General features: G+C 66.9%; 24 protein-coding genes. 20 read left to right on the top strand and 4 right to left on the bottom strand.

Going from position 1 to position 20,161, the window contains the following annotated elements:
- Nucleotides 1-62 precede the first annotated feature (62 nt).
- The 15 genes from folE to HF877_RS19160 all read left to right on the top strand — a co-directional run bounded on the left by folE (nucleotide 63) and on the right by HF877_RS19160 (nucleotide 14,141).
- On the top strand, nucleotides 63-680 hold the full coding sequence (folE, locus tag HF877_RS19230) for a GTP cyclohydrolase I FolE (protein ID WP_206037364.1): 618 nt from the start codon (nucleotides 63-65) through the stop codon (nucleotides 678-680).
- Complete coding sequence (folP, locus tag HF877_RS19225) at nucleotides 677-1,534, top strand: dihydropteroate synthase (RefSeq protein ID WP_169622800.1); 858 nt, start codon at nucleotides 677-679, stop codon at nucleotides 1,532-1,534. The genes folE and folP overlap by 4 nt, the downstream gene beginning before the upstream one ends.
- Nucleotides 1,531-1,899 carry a dihydroneopterin aldolase gene (gene folB, locus HF877_RS19220; RefSeq protein WP_169622799.1) on the top strand — a complete coding sequence of 123 codons (369 nt, stop codon included), beginning with the start codon at nucleotides 1,531-1,533 and terminating at the stop codon, nucleotides 1,897-1,899. The genes folP and folB overlap by 4 nt, the downstream gene beginning before the upstream one ends.
- The gene (gene folK / locus HF877_RS19215) at nucleotides 1,896-2,435 is read left to right on the top strand and encodes a 2-amino-4-hydroxy-6-hydroxymethyldihydropteridine diphosphokinase (RefSeq protein WP_169622798.1); all 540 of its coding nucleotides are present in this window, start codon (nucleotides 1,896-1,898) and stop codon (nucleotides 2,433-2,435) included. The genes folB and folK overlap by 4 nt, the downstream gene beginning before the upstream one ends.
- Complete coding sequence (locus tag HF877_RS19210) at nucleotides 2,432-2,905, top strand: DUF3180 domain-containing protein (RefSeq protein WP_169622797.1); 474 nt, start codon at nucleotides 2,432-2,434, stop codon at nucleotides 2,903-2,905. The genes folK and HF877_RS19210 overlap by 4 nt, the downstream gene beginning before the upstream one ends.
- Nucleotides 2,906-3,003: 98 nt before the next feature.
- Nucleotides 3,004-3,849: a DUF6779 domain-containing protein gene (locus tag HF877_RS19205; RefSeq protein WP_206037363.1), complete on the top strand. Its 846-nt coding sequence runs from the start codon at nucleotides 3,004-3,006 to the stop codon at nucleotides 3,847-3,849.
- A gap of 156 nt (nucleotides 3,850-4,005) precedes the next feature.
- Nucleotides 4,006-4,941 carry a DUF2520 domain-containing protein gene (locus HF877_RS19200; RefSeq protein ID WP_169622796.1) on the top strand — a complete coding sequence of 312 codons (936 nt, stop codon included), beginning with the start codon at nucleotides 4,006-4,008 and terminating at the stop codon, nucleotides 4,939-4,941.
- Nucleotides 4,934-5,872: a pantoate--beta-alanine ligase gene (gene panC, locus HF877_RS19195; protein WP_169622795.1), complete on the top strand. Its 939-nt coding sequence runs from the start codon at nucleotides 4,934-4,936 to the stop codon at nucleotides 5,870-5,872. The genes HF877_RS19200 and panC overlap by 8 nt, the downstream gene beginning before the upstream one ends.
- 37 nt (nucleotides 5,873-5,909) lie before the next feature.
- Nucleotides 5,910-6,347, top strand: coding sequence for an aspartate 1-decarboxylase (gene panD, locus HF877_RS19190; RefSeq protein WP_169622794.1), 438 nt, complete (start codon nucleotides 5,910-5,912; stop codon nucleotides 6,345-6,347).
- Between the two features lie 2 nt (nucleotides 6,348-6,349).
- Nucleotides 6,350-7,180, top strand: a complete 831-nt coding sequence (locus tag HF877_RS19185) for a type III pantothenate kinase (RefSeq protein WP_169622793.1) — start codon at nucleotides 6,350-6,352, stop codon at nucleotides 7,178-7,180.
- Nucleotides 7,181-7,271: 91 nt separating this feature from the next.
- Nucleotides 7,272-7,721: a rhodanese-like domain-containing protein gene (locus HF877_RS19180; RefSeq protein ID WP_169622792.1), complete on the top strand. Its 450-nt coding sequence runs from the start codon at nucleotides 7,272-7,274 to the stop codon at nucleotides 7,719-7,721.
- A gap of 66 nt (nucleotides 7,722-7,787) precedes the next feature.
- A complete protein-coding gene (gene lysS, locus HF877_RS19175; protein WP_169622791.1) occupies nucleotides 7,788-9,299 on the top strand; it encodes a lysine--tRNA ligase in 1,512 nt (503 codons plus the stop codon).
- Between the two features lie 99 nt (nucleotides 9,300-9,398).
- Nucleotides 9,399-9,758 (top strand): Lsr2 family protein, encoded by a 360-nt coding sequence (locus HF877_RS19170; RefSeq protein ID WP_169622790.1) that lies wholly within the window; start codon nucleotides 9,399-9,401, stop codon nucleotides 9,756-9,758.
- Between the two features lie 152 nt (nucleotides 9,759-9,910).
- The gene (locus HF877_RS19165) at nucleotides 9,911-11,341 is read left to right on the top strand and encodes a phospholipase D-like domain-containing protein (RefSeq protein ID WP_169622789.1); all 1,431 of its coding nucleotides are present in this window, start codon (nucleotides 9,911-9,913) and stop codon (nucleotides 11,339-11,341) included.
- A 259-nt stretch (nucleotides 11,342-11,600) separates the two neighbouring features.
- A complete protein-coding gene (locus HF877_RS19160; protein WP_169622788.1) occupies nucleotides 11,601-14,141 on the top strand; it encodes an ATP-dependent Clp protease ATP-binding subunit in 2,541 nt (846 codons plus the stop codon).
- Between the two features lie 78 nt (nucleotides 14,142-14,219).
- On the opposite strand, the gene HF877_RS19155 is transcribed toward HF877_RS19160, so the two are convergent.
- On the bottom strand, nucleotides 14,220-14,825 hold the full coding sequence (locus tag HF877_RS19155) for a TIGR03086 family metal-binding protein (RefSeq protein WP_169622787.1): 606 nt from the start codon (nucleotides 14,823-14,825) through the stop codon (nucleotides 14,220-14,222).
- Between the two features lie 166 nt (nucleotides 14,826-14,991).
- Between HF877_RS19155 and HF877_RS19150 the strand changes: the two genes are divergently transcribed.
- A complete protein-coding gene (locus tag HF877_RS19150; RefSeq protein WP_169622786.1) occupies nucleotides 14,992-15,432 on the top strand; it encodes an OsmC family peroxiredoxin in 441 nt (146 codons plus the stop codon).
- Nucleotides 15,433-15,468: 36 nt separating this feature from the next.
- On the top strand, nucleotides 15,469-16,164 hold the full coding sequence (locus tag HF877_RS19145; RefSeq protein WP_169622785.1) for a DsbA family oxidoreductase: 696 nt from the start codon (nucleotides 15,469-15,471) through the stop codon (nucleotides 16,162-16,164).
- Here HF877_RS19145 and HF877_RS19140 read toward each other — a convergent pair.
- The gene (locus HF877_RS19140) at nucleotides 16,140-16,652 is read right to left on the bottom strand and encodes a DUF1990 domain-containing protein (protein ID WP_169622784.1); all 513 of its coding nucleotides are present in this window, start codon (nucleotides 16,650-16,652) and stop codon (nucleotides 16,140-16,142) included. The two genes, HF877_RS19145 and HF877_RS19140, sit on opposite strands and share 25 nt — an antisense overlap.
- The gene (locus tag HF877_RS19135) at nucleotides 16,652-16,957 is read right to left on the bottom strand and encodes an antibiotic biosynthesis monooxygenase (RefSeq protein WP_072702568.1); all 306 of its coding nucleotides are present in this window, start codon (nucleotides 16,955-16,957) and stop codon (nucleotides 16,652-16,654) included. Before HF877_RS19135 ends, HF877_RS19140 begins: the two co-directional genes overlap by 1 nt.
- Before the next feature lie 33 nt (nucleotides 16,958-16,990).
- Between HF877_RS19135 and HF877_RS19130 the strand changes: the two genes are divergently transcribed.
- A complete protein-coding gene (locus tag HF877_RS19130) occupies nucleotides 16,991-17,731 on the top strand; it encodes an alpha/beta hydrolase (RefSeq protein WP_169622783.1) in 741 nt (246 codons plus the stop codon).
- A gap of 31 nt (nucleotides 17,732-17,762) precedes the next feature.
- Here HF877_RS19130 and HF877_RS19125 read toward each other — a convergent pair whose 3' ends face one another.
- Nucleotides 17,763-18,644 (bottom strand): A/G-specific adenine glycosylase, encoded by an 882-nt coding sequence (locus HF877_RS19125; RefSeq protein ID WP_169622782.1) that lies wholly within the window; start codon nucleotides 18,642-18,644, stop codon nucleotides 17,763-17,765.
- 93 nt (nucleotides 18,645-18,737) lie between these two features.
- On the opposite strand from HF877_RS19125, the gene HF877_RS19120 reads away from it, so the two are divergent.
- Together HF877_RS19120 and HF877_RS19115 are read left to right on the top strand one after the other, a co-directional pair.
- Complete coding sequence (locus tag HF877_RS19120; RefSeq protein WP_169622781.1) at nucleotides 18,738-19,364, top strand: carbonic anhydrase; 627 nt, start codon at nucleotides 18,738-18,740, stop codon at nucleotides 19,362-19,364.
- 57 nt (nucleotides 19,365-19,421) lie between these two features.
- Nucleotides 19,422-20,156: a hypothetical protein gene (locus HF877_RS19115; RefSeq protein WP_169622780.1), complete on the top strand. Its 735-nt coding sequence runs from the start codon at nucleotides 19,422-19,424 to the stop codon at nucleotides 20,154-20,156.
- Nucleotides 20,157-20,161 lie beyond the last annotated feature (5 nt).

The following is a 20,161-nucleotide window of genomic DNA, read 5'->3' as shown; positions in this document are numbered from 1 at the left end:
CTTCAAGAGTGGAGGACTGGCGGGTGTCGGTTGATCACGTGGGTACCGCAGCGGGTTCCGGTATGGACGACGATGACGTGGTGTCGCAGACGCTGAGTGTGGAGGCGGGGCGAGTTTTCGACCAGCCACGCGCCGAGGCGGCCGTGCGGGAACTGCTCATCGCCGTGGGCGAGGATCCTGAACGGGAAGGTCTGCGCGACACCCCGGCGCGCGTTGCACGGGCATATCGCGAGGTGTTCGCGGGCCTGTTCACCAACCCCGACGAGGTTCTCAACACCACTTTCGACGAGGGACACCGGGAACTCGTGCTGGTGCGCGACATCCCGATGTACTCGACGTGTGAACACCACCTGGTGTCCTTCCACGGCGTCGCGCACGTCGGCTACATTCCCGGCCCGACCGGTCGCGTCACGGGTCTGTCGAAGCTCGCACGCGTGGTCGACCTCTACGCGAAGCGCCCGCAGGTGCAGGAGCGCCTCACCAGCCAGATCGCCGACGCACTGGTGCGCAAGCTCGAGCCGCGCGGAGTGATCGTCGTCGTGGAGGCCGAACATCTCTGCATGGCGATGCGCGGCATCCGGAAGCCCGGGGCGAGCACGACCACGTCGGCTGTACGTGGATTGCTCCAGACGAGTTCGGCGTCGCGCGCCGAGGCCCTGGACCTCATCCTGCGCCGGTGAGCGTGTTCGAGGCCGAGCAGCGGCCGATCGTGATGGGCGTACTCAACGTGACCAGCGATTCGTTTTCGGACGGCGGGCGCTATCTCGACCGCGAGTCGGCCATCGCACGCGGACTCGAACTCCGTGACCTCGGCGTCGACATCGTCGACGTCGGAGGCGAATCGACACGTCCCGGCGCGATGCGCATCGATCCCCAGGTCGAGGCGGATCGAGTCACGCCGGTCATCGAAGTTCTCACGGCGGAAGGCATCCGTACGAGTGTCGACACGATGCGCGCGTCGGTCGCCGAGGCCGCGATCACCGCGGGTGTGACGATCGTCAACGATGTGTCCGGCGGGCGCGCCGACAGCGACATGGCGTCGGTGGTGGCGTCCGCGGGCGTGCCGTGGATCCTCATGCACTGGCGTCCCACCGGTGGGTTCGTCCACGCGGGTGGGTCCGCGCATTACGACGACGTGGTGACCGAGGTGCGCGACGAGCTGCTCACCCAGGTCGACGTCGCCGTCGCCGCGGGCGTCGACCCGTCGAAGATCGTTCTCGACCCCGGACTCGGATTCGTGAAGCAACCGGACCACAACTGGCAACTCCTCCACGGCCTGCCGGAGTTGAACGCGCTCGGTTTTCCCGTGCTGATCGGTGCCTCCCGCAAGCGCTTCCTCGGATCCTTGCTCGCGTCACCCGACGGCGCAGTGCGTCCGCCCGCGGGTCGTGAAGTCGCGACGGCCGTGGTGTCGGCGCTCGCCGCGACCCACGGCGCGTGGGGAGTGCGCGTGCACGACGTGCAGGCTTCGCGTGACGCGCTCGCGGTGGTTCGGGCATGGCAGCACGGCGGTGCGGAGAGGATGCACGTATGAGCGACCGGATCGAACTGCGGGGACTACGGGTCCGCGGCACCCACGGAGTGTTCGACCACGAGAAGCGTGACGGACAGGATTTCCTCGTCGACATCGTGGCATGGCTCGACCTCGCTCCGGCTGCGGCGAGCGACGATCTCGCCGACACGCTGCACTACGGCGAACTCGCCGAAGCCGCCGCCGCCGTCATCGCCGGCCCGGGACGCGACCTCATCGAGACAGTGGCCGGGGAAATCGCCGACGGCGTGCTCGCCGACCCACGGGTGTCGCGCGTAGAAGTCACGCTCCACAAGCCGTCGGCGCCGATACCGCTGACGTTCTCGGACGTCGCCGTGGTGGTCGATCGGACCCGGAGCGTGTCGTGAGCCGGGCCGTGCTGTCGATCGGGTCCAACATCGGCGACCACGAGGCGCATCTGCGCTCGGTCGTCGAGGCACTGGGACGGCGTGCCGTGGCCGTCTCCGCGGTGTATTCGACGGCGCCCTGGGGCGGCGTCGAGCAACAGGACTTTCTCAACGCGGTGATCGTCGCGGAGGACGCCGCTTTCGCACCGGACGACTGGTTGCGGTTCGGCCGCGAATGCGAAGCGGCGGCCGAGCGGGTACGCGTCGAGCGGTGGGGTCCGCGCAGCCTCGACGTCGACGTCGTGTCGTGCGACGCGGGCGACGGAGAGGTGCTCAGCGACGATCCCGAGTTGACGCTCCCACACCCGCGGGCACACCAGAGGGCCTTCGTGCTCGTGCCGTGGCTCGACGTGGAACCCGACGCGGTACTCACCGCGGAAGGGGAAACCCGCCGTATCGACGACTGGCTCGACGGACTCGAGGCGGCGGAGCGTGACGGCGTGCACCGCACCGATCTGAACCTGACCGGCACCGGTGTGGGGGGGCAGGCACGATGAAACCGACCCGGGTTCGCGATCTGCTCGCGCTGGCCGTGCTCGCGGCGGTCATCACCTGGTTGCTCGTGCGCACGCTGTACGGCTCTCTTCCGGCCATCCCGGTATATGCCGGAGCGTCGCTGTACGTGGCAGCGGTGATCGAGGTGGTCCTCGCGTTCGTCATCCGCTCGCGGGTCGGTAAGCACGAGATCGGGGAAGGCCCCGGCCGCATCCACCCGATCACGGTTGCTCGTTCCGTCGCCCTGGCGAAGGCGTCCGCGCTCGTCGGGGCGGCCAGTACGGGCGTATGGGCCGGGTTCCTGCTCTTCCTTCTGCCGGAGCGCGCCGAGGTCCGCGCCGCCATGGAAGACACGTCCGGCGCAGTCGTCGGGGCAGTTGCCGGTGTGGCTCTTGTGGCTGCTGCGCTGTGGCTCGAATACTGTTGCAAGGCACCGGAGGACCCCGACGAGCCGAGCCGGCCCGCGACCTGACGACCGCTGCGGCGGGACCTTCCGTGCCGCCGAACGGATTTCGCCGAGACGGGCGGGCATCGCTGGTCCGACCTGGGAAGACACGTAGTCTGGTAAGTATGGTTTCCCCGGGACGAGAGAACAGAAATCGTCGTCCGTGGCGCAGTACCGGCTCCATGATCGTCGCCGGTTTGCTTGCCTTGGCCATGGTCGCGTCCCTGCTGTTGGTTGTCAGCGACAGCGTGCAGATCCTGCGTATCGCGGTGGTCGTGGCACTGTGGGCGGCCACCGTCGGCGCGATCGCGATGACCAAGTACCGCCGCGAGTCGGCGCTGGAAAAGGCCAAGGTCGACGACCTCAAGACGGTGTACGACCTTCAGCTCGAACGCGAGATCTCCGCGCGCCGCGAGTACGAACTGACGGTCGAGGAAAAGGTTCGGTCGGACCTGCGCATCGACGCCGAAGAAATGGCAGCGCTGCGTCATGAGCTCGCGACACTTCGCCGCAATCTCGAAGTGCTGTTCGACGGTCGGCTTCCCGACGAGAACGTGGCACTCGGAGGGCAGGCGGATCGTCGGCGCGAACTCGACGCCACGACACGTGTCACGGCGCCGCGACCGTCCGGACCGGCGTTTGCGTCGCCCGACGACGAGCCGCTCACAGCGGAGACGATCACGGTGGGCTCGCAGGAGGAGCGCGCCGAGACACCGCCTGCCGGGACACCGCCTGCCGAGACACTGCCTGCCGAGACACTGCCTGCCGAGACACTGCCCACCCAGGCACCGCCCGCCGAGACGCCGCCCACCCAGGCACCGCCCACCGGGGTGCGCCCGCAGCCTGCCGATGTGCACACCGCAGCGGCCGAGCCCCCGACCGGCCGACGCGGCCGCCGCCGTGCGGAGGGTGCCCATTCCGAGGGCCGGAGCGTCGCGGAAATTCTCGCCGCACTCTCGTCCGAACGCTGATCTGCGCGCCACGTCGCGCGACGGTACCGGCTGGTCACAGCCGGGTGAGGCGCAGATCACTCCTTTCCGTCGTGGCGGGCGCCGAGCGCAGCGCGCTATTGTCGGGCGAACGTCCGGTACCCGCTGAGCGGGACTGGAACGAATGAGAGGACTCCCGTGAATTCCTTCGGGATCACCAACGCGCCTGCGCCTGCCCGCCTATCGGTCGGTGTCGTTTCCGCAGGTCGCGTGGGCACCGCACTGGGCGCGGCGCTCGAGCGCGTCGGCCACGTGGTCGTGGCCTGTTCGGCGGTGTCCGACGTCTCGAAGCATCGTGCGAGTGTTCGCCTTCCAGACTCCGAGATACTGCCGGTCGACGAGGTCGCCGGCCGCTGCAATCTGCTTCTCCTCGCCGTTCCGGACACCGAACTCGAATCGCTGGTGGCCGGACTGGCCGCCACCTCCGTCGTCAAGCCGGGCACGATCGTCCTGCACGTATCCGGTGCTCACGGCATCGGTATTCTCGCGCCGCTCGCGGAGCAGGGCGCAGTGCCCCTCGCGGTTCACCCCGCGATGACGTTCACCGGGCACGACGAAGACACCGCCCGCCTCGCGTCCACCTGTTTCGGCATCACCGCAGCCGACGAGATCGGCTACGCGATCGCGCAGGCACTCGTCCTCGAGATCGGTGGCGAACCGGTCCGGGTCTCCGAGCAGATGCGGCCGCTCTATCACGCAGCGCTTGCCCACGGCAGCAACCACCTGGTCACGCTTGTCGCCGATGCAGTCGAAGCGCTGCGAGTCGCGCTCGCCGGTGACGAGTTGCTCGGTCAGCAGATCGTGGACGGTGCACCGGGCGGAGTCGCCGAACGAGTCCTTCAACCTCTGCTCACCGCCGCGTTGGACAACGTGCTGCGGCGAGGACCGTCTGCTCTCACGGGTCCGGTGGCCCGCGGCGACGCGGACACGGTCGCTACACACCTGCAGGTACTCGACGATGCCGACCCGCAGATCGCGGCGGGGTACCGCGCTATGTCGCTGCGGTCGGCGCAGCGCACCGGCTCGAAGCCGGAACTGATGGAAATTCTCGAAAGGGCTGATCACGGTGAGTGAAGCGCGACAGGGCGGTTACGTGCGTGGAGAAACCACCGTGCACCACAATCCCGAGGACCTGAGAAAGGTCACCAAGGCGTTGCGCAGTGTGGGCCGGACGGTCGCGCTCGTACCCACGATGGGTGCGCTGCACTCCGGGCACCTGGAACTGGTGAAGCAGGCGAAGCTCACGGGCGCGGTGGTCGTCGTGTCGATCTTCGTCAACCCCCTTCAGTTCGGTCCCGGCGAGGATCTCGATGCCTACCCCCGCACGCTCGACGCAGACCTCGAACTGCTCCGGGATGCCGGCGTGGAACTCGTGTTCGCTCCCACGGCTACGGCGATGTACCCGAACGGACCGCGCACCACGATCCACCCGGGCCCGCTCGGTTCGGAACTCGAAGGTGCTTCGCGGCCCGGCCATTTCGCCGGCATGCTCACCGTTGTCGCCAAACTGCTGCAGATCGTCGCGCCCAACTCCGCGTACTTCGGGGAGAAGGACTACCAGCAACTGGCGTTGATCCGGCAGATGGTGACAGACCTGAACTTCGACGTTCGGATCGTGGGTGTGCCCACCGTCCGTGAGGCCGACGGGCTCGCCCTGTCCTCGCGCAACCGCTACCTCTCCGAGCAGCAGCGCGAGATCGCAACCACGCTGTCGGCTGCGCTCGTCGCCGGCGCACACGCGGCTGCCGGTGGACCGGACGCCATCCTGGCGGCAGCGCGAGACGTACTCGCGTCCGCTCCCGAGATCGAGGTGGACTACCTCGAGGTGCGTGGCGCCGATCTCGGACCCGCCCCCGAACGAGGCGACGGCCGGTTGCTCGTCGCCGCACGACTCGGTACCACCCGGCTGATCGACAACGTCGGTGTCGCTGTCGGTACCGGGTTTCTCGAACGCGCGGTCGGGCAGGTAGATCCCACCGTCGCCGACGACCTGTTGACCCGCTGACCGAGTTCGCGAAACCAGAAGGAAGCCGAGGACGAACATGTTCCGCACCATGATGAAGTCGAAGATCCACCGCGCCACGGTGACCCATGCGGACCTGCATTACGTCGGTTCGGTGACCGTCGATCAGGACCTGATGGACGCCGCGGACCTGCTCGAGGGAGAGCAGGTGTGCATCGTCGACATCGACAACGGCAACCGTCTCGAGACGTACGTGATCGCGGGGGAGCGCGGGTCGGGCGTCATCGGAATCAACGGTGCCGCGGCGCGTCTGGTCAGTCCCGGTGATCTGGTCATTCTCATCGCCTACGGCGTGATGAACGAGCAGGAATGCAAGGACTACAACCCGAGCGTCGTGTTCGTCGATGCCGACAATCGTCCGGTGGAACTCGGCAACGATCCGGCGCACGCACCCGAGGGATCCGGTCTCATCACCCCCCGGATGCTGTCCACACTCGACGCACCGTCCCTGGTGTAGACATGCTCCTCGCCGTCGACGTCCGGAACACCAACATCGTTCTGGGCGTCTTCACGGGCAGCGGGACGCATTCGAAACTGCTGTGCGACCGGCGCGTGCGCACGGACCCGAAGATGACAGCCGACGAACTGGCTCTGCTCTTCCGGGGACTGCTCGGTGACGACGTCGACCGGATCACCGGCGTCGCCGCGTTGTCCACCGTGCCGTCGGTGCTGCGCGAGTTGCGGATCATGCTGGGGCGCTACTGGTCGCAGGTGCCGCATGTGGTCGTCGAGCCGGGCGTCCGGACCGGAGTGCCGTTGCTCGTCGACAACCCCAAAGAGGTCGGCGCCGACCGCATCGTCAACAGCCTTGCGGCCCATCACTTCTACGGCTCTCCGTGTGTCATCGTGGACTTCGGTACATCCACGTGTGTCGACGTCGTGTCCGCCAAGGGCGAGTTCCTCGGTGGCGCCATCGCGCCCGGCGTGGAGATCGCGATGGACGCCCTCGCATCTCAGTCCGCGGCGCTCCGGAAGGTCGAGTTGGTCCGGCCCCGCGGCGTTCTCGGGAAGAACACCGTCGAGTGCATGCAGTCCGGCGCGGTCTTCGGTTTCGCCGGCATGGTCGACGGTCTCGTGCGTCGGGTGTGCGCGGAGGTGCCCGGATTCGGAGCCGACGACGTCGCGGTGATCGGGACAGGAGACAGCGCGCCGTTGATCATGCCCGAATCGCGGACGCTCGAGCACCACGAGCCCGATCTCACCCTCGAAGGGCTGCGCCTGGTCTTCGAACGTAATCAGGTGAGACGCGCTACACGTGCCACGGGTTCCACCGGACGCGGTTCTGTGTAAAGATGCTTCCGTGATCCGTTGCATGAGCGCCCAGGAGTGTTGTCGAGGCTGACGCCTGCCTCGACTGTCGACACTTCCTGGGAGATTTCTCATGCGCGCTGCGCTGCTCGATTCTGCTTCTCTTTCTTCTGCCCCCATCGCTCTGTTTCCGCTGGCGGTCGAACGCACCTATCCGACCGAACTCGCCGCGGCCGTCGCGCGCGGCGCTGTCGTCGTGGACATCCGCCGGCATTCCGAACGGGCCGCCCAGGGCACATTGCCCGGTGCGCTGGCGATCGACGCGGCACTCGTGCCGGAGCGGCTCGACCCCGCCCACCCGAATCACCTCGCAATGGCCACCGGCTACGACAAGGAGTGGATCCTTGTCTCCGCATACGGTGCCGACACCGACCGTGTCGTGCTCGACCTGCGCCGACGCGGGCTGCGGGGTGCAACCGCGCTCGTGGGCGGTTACGCCGCCGTCAAATCGGCGAATCTCGTCGACGCGGTCACCGTGGCCCGGCATGTCGCCGAAGACGTGGCGCGCGTCACCGCACACTGACTCTGCCGCACGCGGTGCGGTAGCTGCGGGATAAAAGCCCAGGGCTTTCGGATAGTCTGGTTACCCGTGAGTGATGCCAGTGTTCAGCAGCCCGACGATACCCCCGAGCAGATCCGGGTCCGCCGCGACAAGCGCGAACGACTCTTGGCGGAGGGTAAGGACGCCTATCCGGTCGTCGTGCCCCGGACACACACCCTGGCGCAGATCCGCGCCGCGTATCCCGACCTCGAACCCGACGCCACAACCGGCGAACAGGTGGGCGTGGTCGGACGCATCATCTTCCTCCGCAACACCGGCAAGCTCTGCTTCGCCACCTTGCAGGAGGGCGACGGCACTCAGCTTCAGGTCATGATCAGTCTCGCCGGTGTGGGAGAAGACGCTCTCGCGGCATGGAAGGCAGAGACCGACCTCGGCGACTTCGTGTTCGTCCACGGTGAGGTCATCAGCTCGCGCCGCGGCGAACTCAGCGTCATGGCCGACTCCTGGAGCATGGCGTCGAAGGCGCTGCGCCCGCTGCCGGTCGCGCACAAGGAGATGAACGAGGAGACACGCGTTCGTCAGCGTTACGTCGACCTCATCGTCCGCCCCGACGCCCGCCGGAACGCGCGGATGCGGGTCGCGGTGGTGCGCGAACTGCGCAATGCGCTCGAGCGCCGGGATTTCCTCGAGGTCGAGACGCCGATGCTCCAGACGTTGCACGGTGGTGCCGCCGCGCGGCCGTTCGTCACCCATTCGAACGCACTCGACATGGACTTGTTCCTGCGCATCGCTCCCGAGTTGTTCCTCAAGCGCTGCGTCGTCGGTGGGATCGAGAAGGTCTTCGAGATAAACCGGAATTTCCGCAACGAGGGTGCGGACTCCACCCACTCACCCGAATTCTCGATGCTGGAAACCTACGAGGCGTACGGCACCTACGACGATTCGGCGAAGATGATCCGCGAGGTCATCCAGGAAGTCGCGATGGCGGCGTTCGGCAGCCATGTGGTCACCCTGGCCGACGGCACCGAATACGACTTCGGCGGTGAATGGAAGACCCTCGAAATGTACCCCTCTCTGTCGCAGGCGATCGGCTCCGAGGTGACTCCGGAAACCACGGTCGACGAATTGAAGGCCCTTGCGGGACGTGTCGGTCTCGAGGTTCCGGAGGGCAAGGGCTGGGGCCACGGCAAGCTCGTCGAGGAACTCTGGGAGCACATGTGCGGCGACCAGTTGTACACACCGACTTTCGTGCGTGATTTCCCGGTGGAGACATCGCCTCTCACGCGCGATCACCGCTCGGTGAAGGGCGTCACCGAGAAATGGGATCTCTATGTTCGCGGTTTCGAACTCGCCACGGGGTACTCGGAACTCGTGGATCCGGTGATCCAGCGTGAGCGTTTCGTCGATCAGGCGCGGCTCGCATCGGCCGGCGACGACGAGGCGATGGTTCTCGACGAAGATTTCCTCTCGGCCATGGAACAGGGAATGCCGCCGACGACGGGGACGGGAATGGGAATCGACCGTCTGCTGATGGCGCTGACCGGCCTGGGAATCCGGGAAACAATCCTGTTTCCGATTGTTCGTCCGACCACGCGTTAATTCCACCCACCGAGTTTCGTATTGCCATGGGTTAATTCCGGGGTATCGTGGTCCTGTCCCGGGGGGACCGCTTTCTTCATTCGAGAGGATTCTCAACACATGGCAAAGAAGGTCACCGTCACTCTGATCGACGATGTGGACCAGGAAACGGCCGCAGATGAATCGGTGGAGTTCGGACTCGATGGAGTTACCTACGAGATCGACCTGTCCGAAGAGAATGCTGCCAAGTTGCGCGACCAGTTGGAATTCTGGATCGAGCACGCACGAAAGGTGGGGGGCCGCAAGCGCGGCAAGGTCGGTCCGTCGACCACTCCCACCACGCGCAAGCCCGCACGGGCCGGCTCGGATCGTGAACAGACTGCCGCAATTCGTGAATGGGCGCGGAACAACGATTGGCCGGTCTCCGCGCGCGGCCGCATCTCCGCCGAAATCGTGGAAGCTTACAACCAGGCCCACTAGGAATTCCGACGCAGGAGTGATCCCGCGGGGGCGTCGTCACCTGGTGGCGGCGCCTCTGTGCACGTCAGGGCTCGGACCCGGCGGTGTGGGGTCCTCTGTTTTGCACAACACATTTCTGGGGGACCTAACCGTGCCGGAGTAGGATTCGCAGGATGGTTGACAGAGTGCTCGAGCCGGGAAAAACGTGTTGGCGTACCGCACGTGCGGCCAATCTTACTTCGATCGTCGACGCCGCCACCTATTTCCATCACGTGAAATCCGCGATGCTCAGCGCGAAAAAACGGATCATACTCATCGGCTGGGATTTCGACACCCGGATCCAATTCGAACCGGGCGGCAAGACCCTCGAGGGCCCGAACAGGCTCGGCGCTTTTCTGAAGTGGCTGCCGCGCCACCGTCCCGACCTCGAGGTCTATCTGCTGAAGTGGAATATCGGGGCCTTCAGTGCCCTCGGCCGTGGGATGACGCCTGTGTTCGTACTCGACTGGTTCACCGACTCACGGCTACACCTCGAGATCGACGGTGCGCACCCGGTGGGTGCCGCACACCACCAGAAGATCATCGTCGTCGACGACGAAATCGCGTTCTGCGGTGGAATCGACATGACCGTCGATCGGTGGGACACCTCCGACCACGCGGACCGGAGCCGATACCGCCGGGAACCGACCGGCAAGCGCTACGGCCCGTGGCACGACGTCACCACTGCGGTGGACGGCGAGGCCGCGCGAGCGCTGGGCGAACTGGCCCGAGCGCGCTGGAAGGCCGCTACCGGCGAAGAACTCGGACCCGTCGAAGGAACCGAACCGATCTGGCCCGAGGGACTCGAGCCGACCGTGCGCGACGTCGACGTCTCGATCGCGCGTACGTTGCCGACGTACGGCGATCAGGAGGGCGTCCACGAGATCGAAGCGCTGTACCTCGCCATCATCGAGAACACACGCAGCACCCTGTATCTGGAGAGCCAGTACCTGGCATCGCGCACCCTCGCGGAGGCGCTCGCGGCGCGACTGCAGGAACCGGACGGCCCCGAAATCGTGCTCGTACTTCCGCGCAACGCCGACGGCTGGCTCGAACAGAAGGCGATGGACGGCGCCCGGCGTGCTCTTCTCCACCTGCTGTGGGACGCCGACGTGCACGGCCGCTTCGGCGCGTACTACCCGGTGACCGAGGGCGGCAACCCGATCTACGTCCATGCGAAGGTCGTCGTGATGGACGAGAGCGTCTTACGAATCGGTTCGTCGAACCTCAACAACCGTTCCATGGGATTCGACACCGAGTGTGATCTCGCGATCGAAGCAGCAGAACCCGGGGACCGGGTGGGCAGGGCCGCGGTCGACCTGCGCAACACGCTGCTCGCCGAGCACCTCGGCGTGGACGTCGGAAAAATCGAGGAAGCCACGGCGGACGGGGGCTCGCTGCTCGCGGCGGTCGAGCGCTTCCGCGGGCCGGGCCGTTCGCTGCGTCCCTTCGAACCCGCTACCGTGGATGGGGAGGACAGCGTGCTCGCCGAGAGCAGCCTCGCGGACCCGGAGCGTGCCCCGCGCAGCCTCGGAAGGCGTCTACAGCGCGTCCTCGCAGGCTGACGGCCTGTTCGCTTCTGGCGTACAGCTTGCGGAAACGTATCTGCCACGTGCAGCGTTACAACCTGTAGCCGGGTTTTTCCCCAACCTCCGAAGGGTAGAGGGAGAGCGGGTCGATACCACGCCAACTAGAGTGTGCAGTGGGAACGTGGAACCTTCACCGGTTCCGATGAACGACTCGAGTGCCGGAGCTAAGAGCGGCAGCAGAGATCCGGGACGATCGCGTATCGGATTCTGCGGCCGGAGAGTGTGAGGGAGTGCGATGTTCGAAAGGTTCACCGATCGCGCGCGGCGCGTCGTTGTCCTGGCTCAAGAAGAGGCCAGGATGCTCAACCACAACTACATCGGCACGGAGCACATCCTCCTCGGCCTCATCCACGAGGGTGAGGGTGTGGCGGCGAAGTCTCTCGAGTCGTTGGGGATCTCCCTCGAAGGTGTCCGGAGCCAGGTCGAAGAGATCATCGGCCAGGGTCAGCAGGCACCGTCCGGGCATATTCCTTTCACTCCGCGTGCCAAGAAGGTCCTCGAGCTGAGCCTGCGCGAAGCGCTGCAGCTCGGCCACAACTACATCGGTACCGAGCACATCCTGCTCGGGCTGATCCGCGAGGGTGAAGGCGTGGCCGCTCAGGTCCTCGTCAAGCTCGGCGCCGACCTCAACCGGGTCCGGCAGCAGGTCATCCAGCTGCTCTCCGGTTACCAGGGCAAGGAACCCGCGGAATCCGGCACGAGCCGCGGCGAGTCCGGCACCCCGTCGACATCCCTCGTCCTCGATCAGTTCGGCCGCAACCTCACGCAGGCCGCGCTCGAAGGCAAGCTCGATCCGGTCATCGGCCGGGCCAAGGAAATCGAGCGGGTCATGCAGGTGCTCTCGCGCCGCACCAAGAACAACCCGGTGCTGATCGGTGAGCCCGGTGTCGGTAAGACCGCCGTCGTCGAAGGCCTCGCGCAGGCCATCGTGAACGGTGAGGTCCCCGAGACCCTCAAGGACAAGCAGCTCTACACGCTCGACCTGGGCTCGCTCGTCGCCGGCAGCCGTTACCGCGGTGACTTCGAGGAACGCCTCAAGAAGGTGCTCAAGGAGATCAACAGCCGCGGCGACATCATCCTGTTCATCGACGAGCTGCACACGCTCGTCGGCGCAGGTGCCGCCGAAGGCGCGATCGACGCCGCGTCGATCCTGAAGCCGAAGCTCGCCCGTGGTGAGCTGCAGACCATCGGTGCGACCACCCTCGACGAGTACCGCAAGTACATCGAGAAGGATGCCGCCCTCGAGCGTCGCTTCCAGCCGGTCCAGGTCGGCGAGCCGACGGTCGAGCACACCATCGAGATCCTCAAGGGACTCCGGGACCGGTACGAGGCGCACCACCGCGTCTCGATCACCGACAAGGCGCTCGTCGCATCCGCGACGCTCGCCGACCGGTACATCAACGACCGCTTCCTGCCGGACAAGGCGATCGACCTCATCGACGAGGCGGGCGCGCGCATGCGCATCCGCCGGATGACCGCACCGCCGGACCTGCGCGAGTTCGACGACCGGATCGCCGACGCCCGTCGCGAGAAGGAATCGGCGATCGACGCGCAGGACTTCGAAAAGGCTGCAAGCCTGCGCGACAAGGAGAAGCAGCTCGTCGCGCAGCGTGCCGAGCGTGAGAAGCAGTGGCGTGCGGGCGACCTCGACGTGATCGCAGAGGTCGACGAGGAGCAGATCGCAGAGGTTCTCGCGAACTGGACCGGTATCCCCGTGTTCAAGCTCACCGAGGAGGAGACCACCCGTCTGCTCCGCATGGAAGACGAGCTGCACAAGCGGATCATCGGCCAGGAGGACGCGGTCAAGGCTGTCGCGAAGGCGATCCGGCGTACGCGTGCCGGGCTCAAGGACCCGAAGCGTCCGTCCGGTTCGTTCATCTTCGCCGGTCCGTCCGGTGTCGGTAAGACCGAGCTCTCCAAGGCGCTGGCGAACTTCCTCTTCGGTGAGGACGACGCGCTCATCCAGATCGACATGGGTGAGTTCCACGACCGGTTCACCGCGTCGCGTCTGTTCGGTGCGCCCCCCGGCTACGTCGGATACGAAGAGGGCGGCCAGCTCACCGAGAAGGTGCGCCGCAAGCCGTTCTCGGTGGTGCTCTTCGACGAGATCGAGAAGGCCCACCAGGAGATCTACAACACGCTCCTGCAGGTCCTCGAAGACGGTCGTCTCACCGACGGTCAGGGACGCACGGTGGACTTCAAGAACACGGTGCTGATCTTCACGTCGAACCTCGGTACGTCGGACATCTCGAAGGCTGTCGGCCTGGGCTTCACCCACGGCAGCGACAGCGGGTCCAACTACGAGCGGATGAAGAACAAGGTCAACGACGAGCTCAAGAAGCACTTCCGGCCCGAATTCCTCAACCGTATCGACGACATCATCGTCTTCCACCAGCTGACGAAGGATCAGATCATCCAGATGGTCGATCTGATGATCGGACGCGTGGAGAAGCAGCTGAAGAACAAGGACATGGGCATCGAGCTCACCGAGAAGGCGAAGTCGCTGCTCGCGAAGCGCGGATTCGACCCGGTCCTGGGAGCCCGTCCGCTCCGCCGCACCATCCAGCGCGAGATCGAGGATCAGCTCTCCGAGAAGATCCTGTTCGGCGAGATCGGCTCCGGCCATATCGTCCTCGTCGACGTCGAGAACTGGGACGGCGAAGGCGCCGGCGAGAACGCGAAGTTCACGTTCACGCCGAGCGAGAAGCCGGCCGAGGTGCCCGACACCCCGGCGGTCGTCATGGCGAAGACCCCCGAAGGGGAGCCGGAAGCCTGACATCGCGGTTCCGATAGACACGCCGAGGGGCGGTACCCGTACGGGTACCGCCCCTCGGCGTCGACGGGGTAGCGGCCGTCAGGCGTCGCCCGGTCGCATCCACGGGGCGGTCACGCGGCCGCACCAGTTGGCGAGTCGCTCGGTCGGGCCGGCATCCGGAGTCGAGTCGACGACGGGACCGAACGGCACCTCCCCACCGCGGGGAGAGGCAGGCAGGGCACGCTCCATGATCTCGTGAGCAGCGCGGGCCAGTGCCGGGTCCGCCTCCGGATCCTGGCGCGTGGAGACGGCCAGATCCCAGCCGTGCACGAGTACCTCGTTGAGGGAGACCAGCACGGCGGCCCGCCCGGGAAAGGTGCCCCACGGGGCGGTGACGGGCCTGTCGAGGAGAGCGTCGTCGTCCCACACCTCCCAGTACCGCGTGGTGACGGCATCCAGCGTGCCGGGCCATGCGTCGTCTGGTGACGAGAGGACCTCGGGGACCGAGTGGACGTCGCCACCCATGCCGATGACTCGGCCACGATCGACAGTCGAGGCGAGATGCCCGAGGAGTGTCCGGACATCGAATTCGGGGCAGGGCGTGGGGTCGGTCATCTGTTCCGGGCGGACACCCGCGAACAAGTCACCCGCCCACTCCAGAGCGCTGCGAAACAGTGGACGAGGATCATGCTGGGCAGTGGTCATGCAGACAGGATCCGTCGTCACGGCGCCGGACCCGGTCCCGAATCGGGCGAGCGATGCGGTATCGAGACCTCGTTCCGCCCGGGGCGCGGGAAAGACTGCGAGTGTGGTTTCGGACGGGCTCGGGTACGCATCCCGAGACCCCCGTACCCCACAGGAAGGATTCAGGATGCCCACACGGACCGCGCGAACTGCTTGGAACGGCGACCTGCAGAACGGAGCCGGGCAGGTCGAACTCACGAGTTCGGGCCGCGGCACGTTCGATGTCTCGTTCCCGAAGCGATCGGCGGAGAACGCCGACGGCACCACCAGCCCCGAGGAACTGATCGCCGCGGCGCACTCCGCCTGCTACGCGATGCAACTCTCCGCGTTGATCGCGGAAGCGGGAGGAACCCCGCAAAGTCTCGACGTCGGCGCCGACGTATCGCTCGGGCCGGATCCGGCCGGTGGGTTCCGGCTCACGGGCATCACGCTGAAGGTGCGCGGTGAAGTCGACGGACTGGACGCCGACGGCTTCATGAAGGCAGCGCAGGACGCCAAGGCGAGTTGCCCGGTGAGCAAGGCGCTGACGGGCGTGGAAATCTCCCTGGACGCTGCCCTCGAGTCCTGAGGGAACAGCGCTCCGGGCGCGCGTGTTGGACGAGTCGTGACGACTCCCCGGATTGCCCTCCCCACCGCCCATATCGAAGTCTGGTCGGATATTGCGTGTCCCTGGTGCTACATCGGCAAACGCCGGTTCGGCGCGGCGCTCGACGAATTCGAGCACCGCGACCGTGTCGAGGTCACGTGGCGTTCCTACCAGCTCGCACCGGAGACTCCGGTGGGGAGGCGCAAGCCCGAAGCCGAAGCCCTCGCGGAGACGAAGGGCATGCCGCTCGAGCAGGTCCGGCAGATGTTCTCGCAAGTCTCGGGCGCCGCAGCCGAAGTCGGTGTCGAGATCGACTTCGACACGGTGATCGCGGCCAATACGTTCGACGCGCACCGTCTCGTGCACCTCGCCGGCGCACGCGGTGAAGACCTTGTCGAGGCGTTGTTCCACGCGCATTTCGTCGAGGGCGACGTCGTGGACGATCGCGAGACATTGGTGCGCATCGCCGCGTCGGCCGGACTGGACGCGGATCTCGTTCGCGCCGCACTCGAATCCGACGCCGCAGCCGACGCGGTACGTGCGGATCTGCTCGCGGCGCGTCAGCTCGGCGTCACAGGTGTTCCGTTCTTCGTCGCCAACCGCGCTGTCGCGGTCTCGGGTGCACAGCCCGAGGACGTGTTTCTCGCCTTGCTGCAGCGTGCGATCGAGGACGTCGACAGCGAGGAAGATCAGTCTGTGAGGGACGCCAGGTAGCGGCGAACACCCAGCGTCTGCAGAAGCGGGACTGCCGGACCGGCGAGCCGCGTGTACCAGCGCCCGGGGCGTGAGAATGCCACCACCCGGCCCACGACCCGGCCGTCGGTGGTGTGTTCGACGAGGAAGCTCTCTTCCCCGCTCACGGGGTGACCGGTCAGAGTGCCGTAGGTGAATCCCCGTCGCCGCGGCGTATCGACGACGTCGATCACGCGGCACCACGCGGGAAACCGCACCGGCCCGATGCCGAACAGCAGTTGCACGTCGACGCCGACCGCCGGCGCAGGGGTGCTGGGGGCGACACGGATTCCGGCGGCGCGGTGCATGTCCCACGCGAACAGACGGGCAACGGCGACGTCGAATGTGGCGGCGCCGTTGCCCAGTTCACGCTCCACGGCCGCGTGGCGGTATCCGGCGGGGAGCGCGCCGTGCGACGCGCCCACCTCCCGATACGTCAACTCGCGCCCGGAATTCCCGGGCGCGGTCATCAGGACTTCTTGACGTCGAGGACGACTTCGAATTCCAGGAGCGACGCGCCGGACGCGACCGGGTTCTTCGCCTCACCGGCGTGAGCGGCCCGCGCGCCGCCGTCCCGCCATGCGGCGAAGTCCTCTTCGGTTTCCCATTGGGTGACCACGAAGTACCTGTTTTCACCCGCGGTGGGGCGCAGCAACTGGAAGCCCAGGAACCCGGGCGAATTCTCGACGGTGTGCGCGCGATTGGCGAACCGCTTCTCCAGTTCGGGTCCGGCACCTTCGGGGATTTCGATTGCGTTGATCTTCACGACTGCCATGGTCGCGACATTACTCCGCTACCTTGGGCCACTGTGTTGCATGACGAAGGTGGTAGCGGACGGCCGATCCTGTTGTTGCACGGTCTCATGGGAAGCGCGCGTACGTGGCGTCGCCAGGTGCCGTGGCTCCGGGAGCACGGCCACGTGTATTCGTTCGACGCGGCGGGTCACGGCCGCGCGGCGCCCGCGAACCTCGGCACCGACGCGTTCGTTGCCGACCTGGCTGCCCACTTCGACGAGAACACCGAACCGTTCGTCGTGATCGGGCATTCGATGGGTGCGCTGCACGCGTGGTGCCTCGCAGCGGCGCACCCGGGCCTGGTCGCCGCGCTCGTCCTCGAAGACATGGCACCCGATTTCCGTGGCCGGACCGCCGAGAACTGGGCGGCGATGGTGGGGCAGTGGCCACAGCCTTTCCCCACCGACGACGCGGTGCTCGACTTCTTCGGTCCGGTCGCCGGACGCTATTTCCTCGACTCGTTCAGCCGTCGCGCGGACGGCTGGTACCTGCACGGCGACGTCTCGACATTCCGTGACATCTCCGAGGAGTGGGGCCGGAGGCACTTCTGGGACGAGTGGACGGCCTCGACCGTCCCCGCTCTGCTGATCGAGGGCGAGTTCACGATCACTCCGCCGGGGCAGATGCGGGAAATGGCGAAGCGCCGCCCGGGAACCGGCTACGTCCGCATCGAGGGTGCCGGGCATCTCGTGCACGACGATCGGCCCGGGGAGTACCGCGCGGTCGTCGAAGAATTCCTGACCGGCCTGCCCTGAAAGCCGCGGACCGCACTACGGCAGGGCGAGATCAGCGACCCGCTTCGCCGGCAAGAGCGAACAGGCCGTCGTCGGTCTGCTCGACCAGTCCGTCGACGAGGAGCGAGTGCAGCGCCCGGTCGCGCTGCCCGGGGTCGTCGAGCCACACACTGTCGAGCGCGGGCCGTTCCACAGGTCCCGTGCTCTCCCGGAGGACGGCCATCAGACGCCCCCGGACCTGACGGTCGGTCCCGGCGAACTTCTGCACGCGTTTCGCGGGACCGTCGTGGGCCGGCCGACCGGCCTGCACCCATGCGCATTCCGGTAAGGGGCACCGTCCGCAGTCCGGTGTCCGGGCGGTGCAGATGGTCGCGCCGAGTTCCATCAGTGCGGCGGAGAACGTCGCCGCCCTCGCACGGGTGCGCGGAAGCATAGCCTCGACGTCTGCGAGATCTCTCGTGGTGGAAGGGTTTCCCGGCTCTGCGCGACCGTGCACGGCGCGAGCGACGACGCGGCGAACATTCGTGTCCACCACCGGCACCCGCCGCCCGTAGGCGAAGCAGGCGACCGCACGCGCCGTGTAGGCACCGACGCCGGGCAGTGTCAGGAGCACGTCGACGTCCTCGGGGACGCGGTCGTCGTGCTGCGCGGCGAGCACCCCCGCGCACTCGTGCAGGCGCAACGCGCGCCGGGGGTAGCCGAGTTTCCCCCAGGCACGCAGGACGTCGGCCTGACTCGACGCGGCCATCGCCGACGGCACTGGCCAGCGCCGTACCCACTCCTCCCAGATCGGCGCGACGCGCACGACCGGGGTCTGCTGCAGCATCACCTCGGACATGAGGATCTGCCAGCCCGTCACACCGTCGCGGCGCCACGGCAGGTCGCGTGCTTCCGCGGCGTACCAACGCGCCAGCGAAGTGGCGTCAACAGGCATTTCTTCTCCTCCTGTCCCGGATGCGGGACCGTTGTGCACCGCAGTGGGACCACTGCGTGAGGGTCGCGAAGGTCCCGGGTGAATAATGCCCTTATGCCCAATTCAAACCCGATCTCCGCCTGGAAAGCTCTGACCGAGGGTAATCAGCGATTCGTCGCCGGTACTCCGCAGCATCCGAGCCAGGGGATCGATCGCCGGGCCGAACTGGTCAACGGTCAGCATCCCACCGCGGTGTTGTTCGGTTGCGGCGACTCCCGAGTCGCCGCAGAGATCATCTTCGACCAGGGTCTCGGCGATATGTTCGTGGTCCGGACGGCCGGACATGTCATCGACAGCTCCGTGCTGGGCTCGATCGAGTACGCGGTCGAGGTCCTGGGGGTGCCGCTCATCGTCGTGCTCGGGCACGACAGCTGCGGTGCCGTCGGCGCGACGCTGACAGCACTCGACACGGGTGAGGTTCCCCGCGGTCACATTCGGAGCATCATCGAGCGGGTCGCGCCGTCGATCCTGATGGGCCGGGCGGACGGATTGTCCACCGTCGACGAACTCGAGGTGCGGCACGTCGTCGAAACCGGGCGGCTTCTCACCGACCGGTCACGGATCATCGCCGAGCGGGTTGCCGACGGACGATGCGCGATCGCCGGCGTCACCTACCGGCTCGACGACGGTCACGTCCAGTTGCAGGGGCACATCGGCGACATCGGTGTGACCGCCGACTGAGCGACACGCCGAGCGCTATGCCGCAGCGCATCCGGGCTGGCACTTACCGTGTGAGGCGTGCTTGAACCCACCGGCCCATTGCCCCCCGAGATCTATCGGCGACGACGCATGCTCGCGATCGTCGTCGCTGTGGTCGTGCTGGCGTTGGTCGTGTGGCTCGTCGTCGCCCTGACCGGCGGCGGCGACACCGAACCGGAACCCGCGGCAGCTCAGTCCACATTGACCTCCAGCACCGAGCCTTCGTCGAGTGCCGCAGAGACGACGAGCACGCAGAGCGACGGTTCCGACGGCGAAGGAGATACCTCGTCGGGCTCGGGCGGATCGACGTCCGGCACGACGACGGCGGATTCGCCGGAGGAGTCAGGAGCCGAGACGACCGCCGCGGCGGTCCCGCCGGGCCAGTGCCCCGACCAGTCGCTCGCGGTGCGTGTCACCGCCGACGAGCCCAACTACCAGACGGGTACCGAGCCCGGTTTCACGATCGTCATCACCAACATCGGCACCGCACAATGCGACCGTGACCTCGGGGCCGGACTGCAGCAGGTTCTCGTGTACACGCTCGACGGCAACGAGCGACTGTGGTCCAACACCGACTGCTTCCCCGAGCCCACATCCGACATGCGGACTCTGCAACCGGGAGATCAGGCGGCCTACTCCGTCAAGTGGTCCGCGTCGACGTCCGAGCCGGGGTGCGCGTCGCCGCGCGAGCCCGTCGGTCCGGGTGCGTACACGGTGGTCGGTCAACTCGGCGGGCTCCGCAGTACGCCGGAGCCGTTCAACATCACGCCCTGAATCGC

The organism is Rhodococcus sp. BL-253-APC-6A1W, assembly GCF_012843405.1.
In the GTDB taxonomy this organism is placed as follows: domain Bacteria; phylum Actinomycetota; class Actinomycetes; order Mycobacteriales; family Mycobacteriaceae; genus Rhodococcus.
Note: the sequence above shows the minus strand (reverse complement) of the source record. Positions and strands in the feature narration are given on the sequence as shown.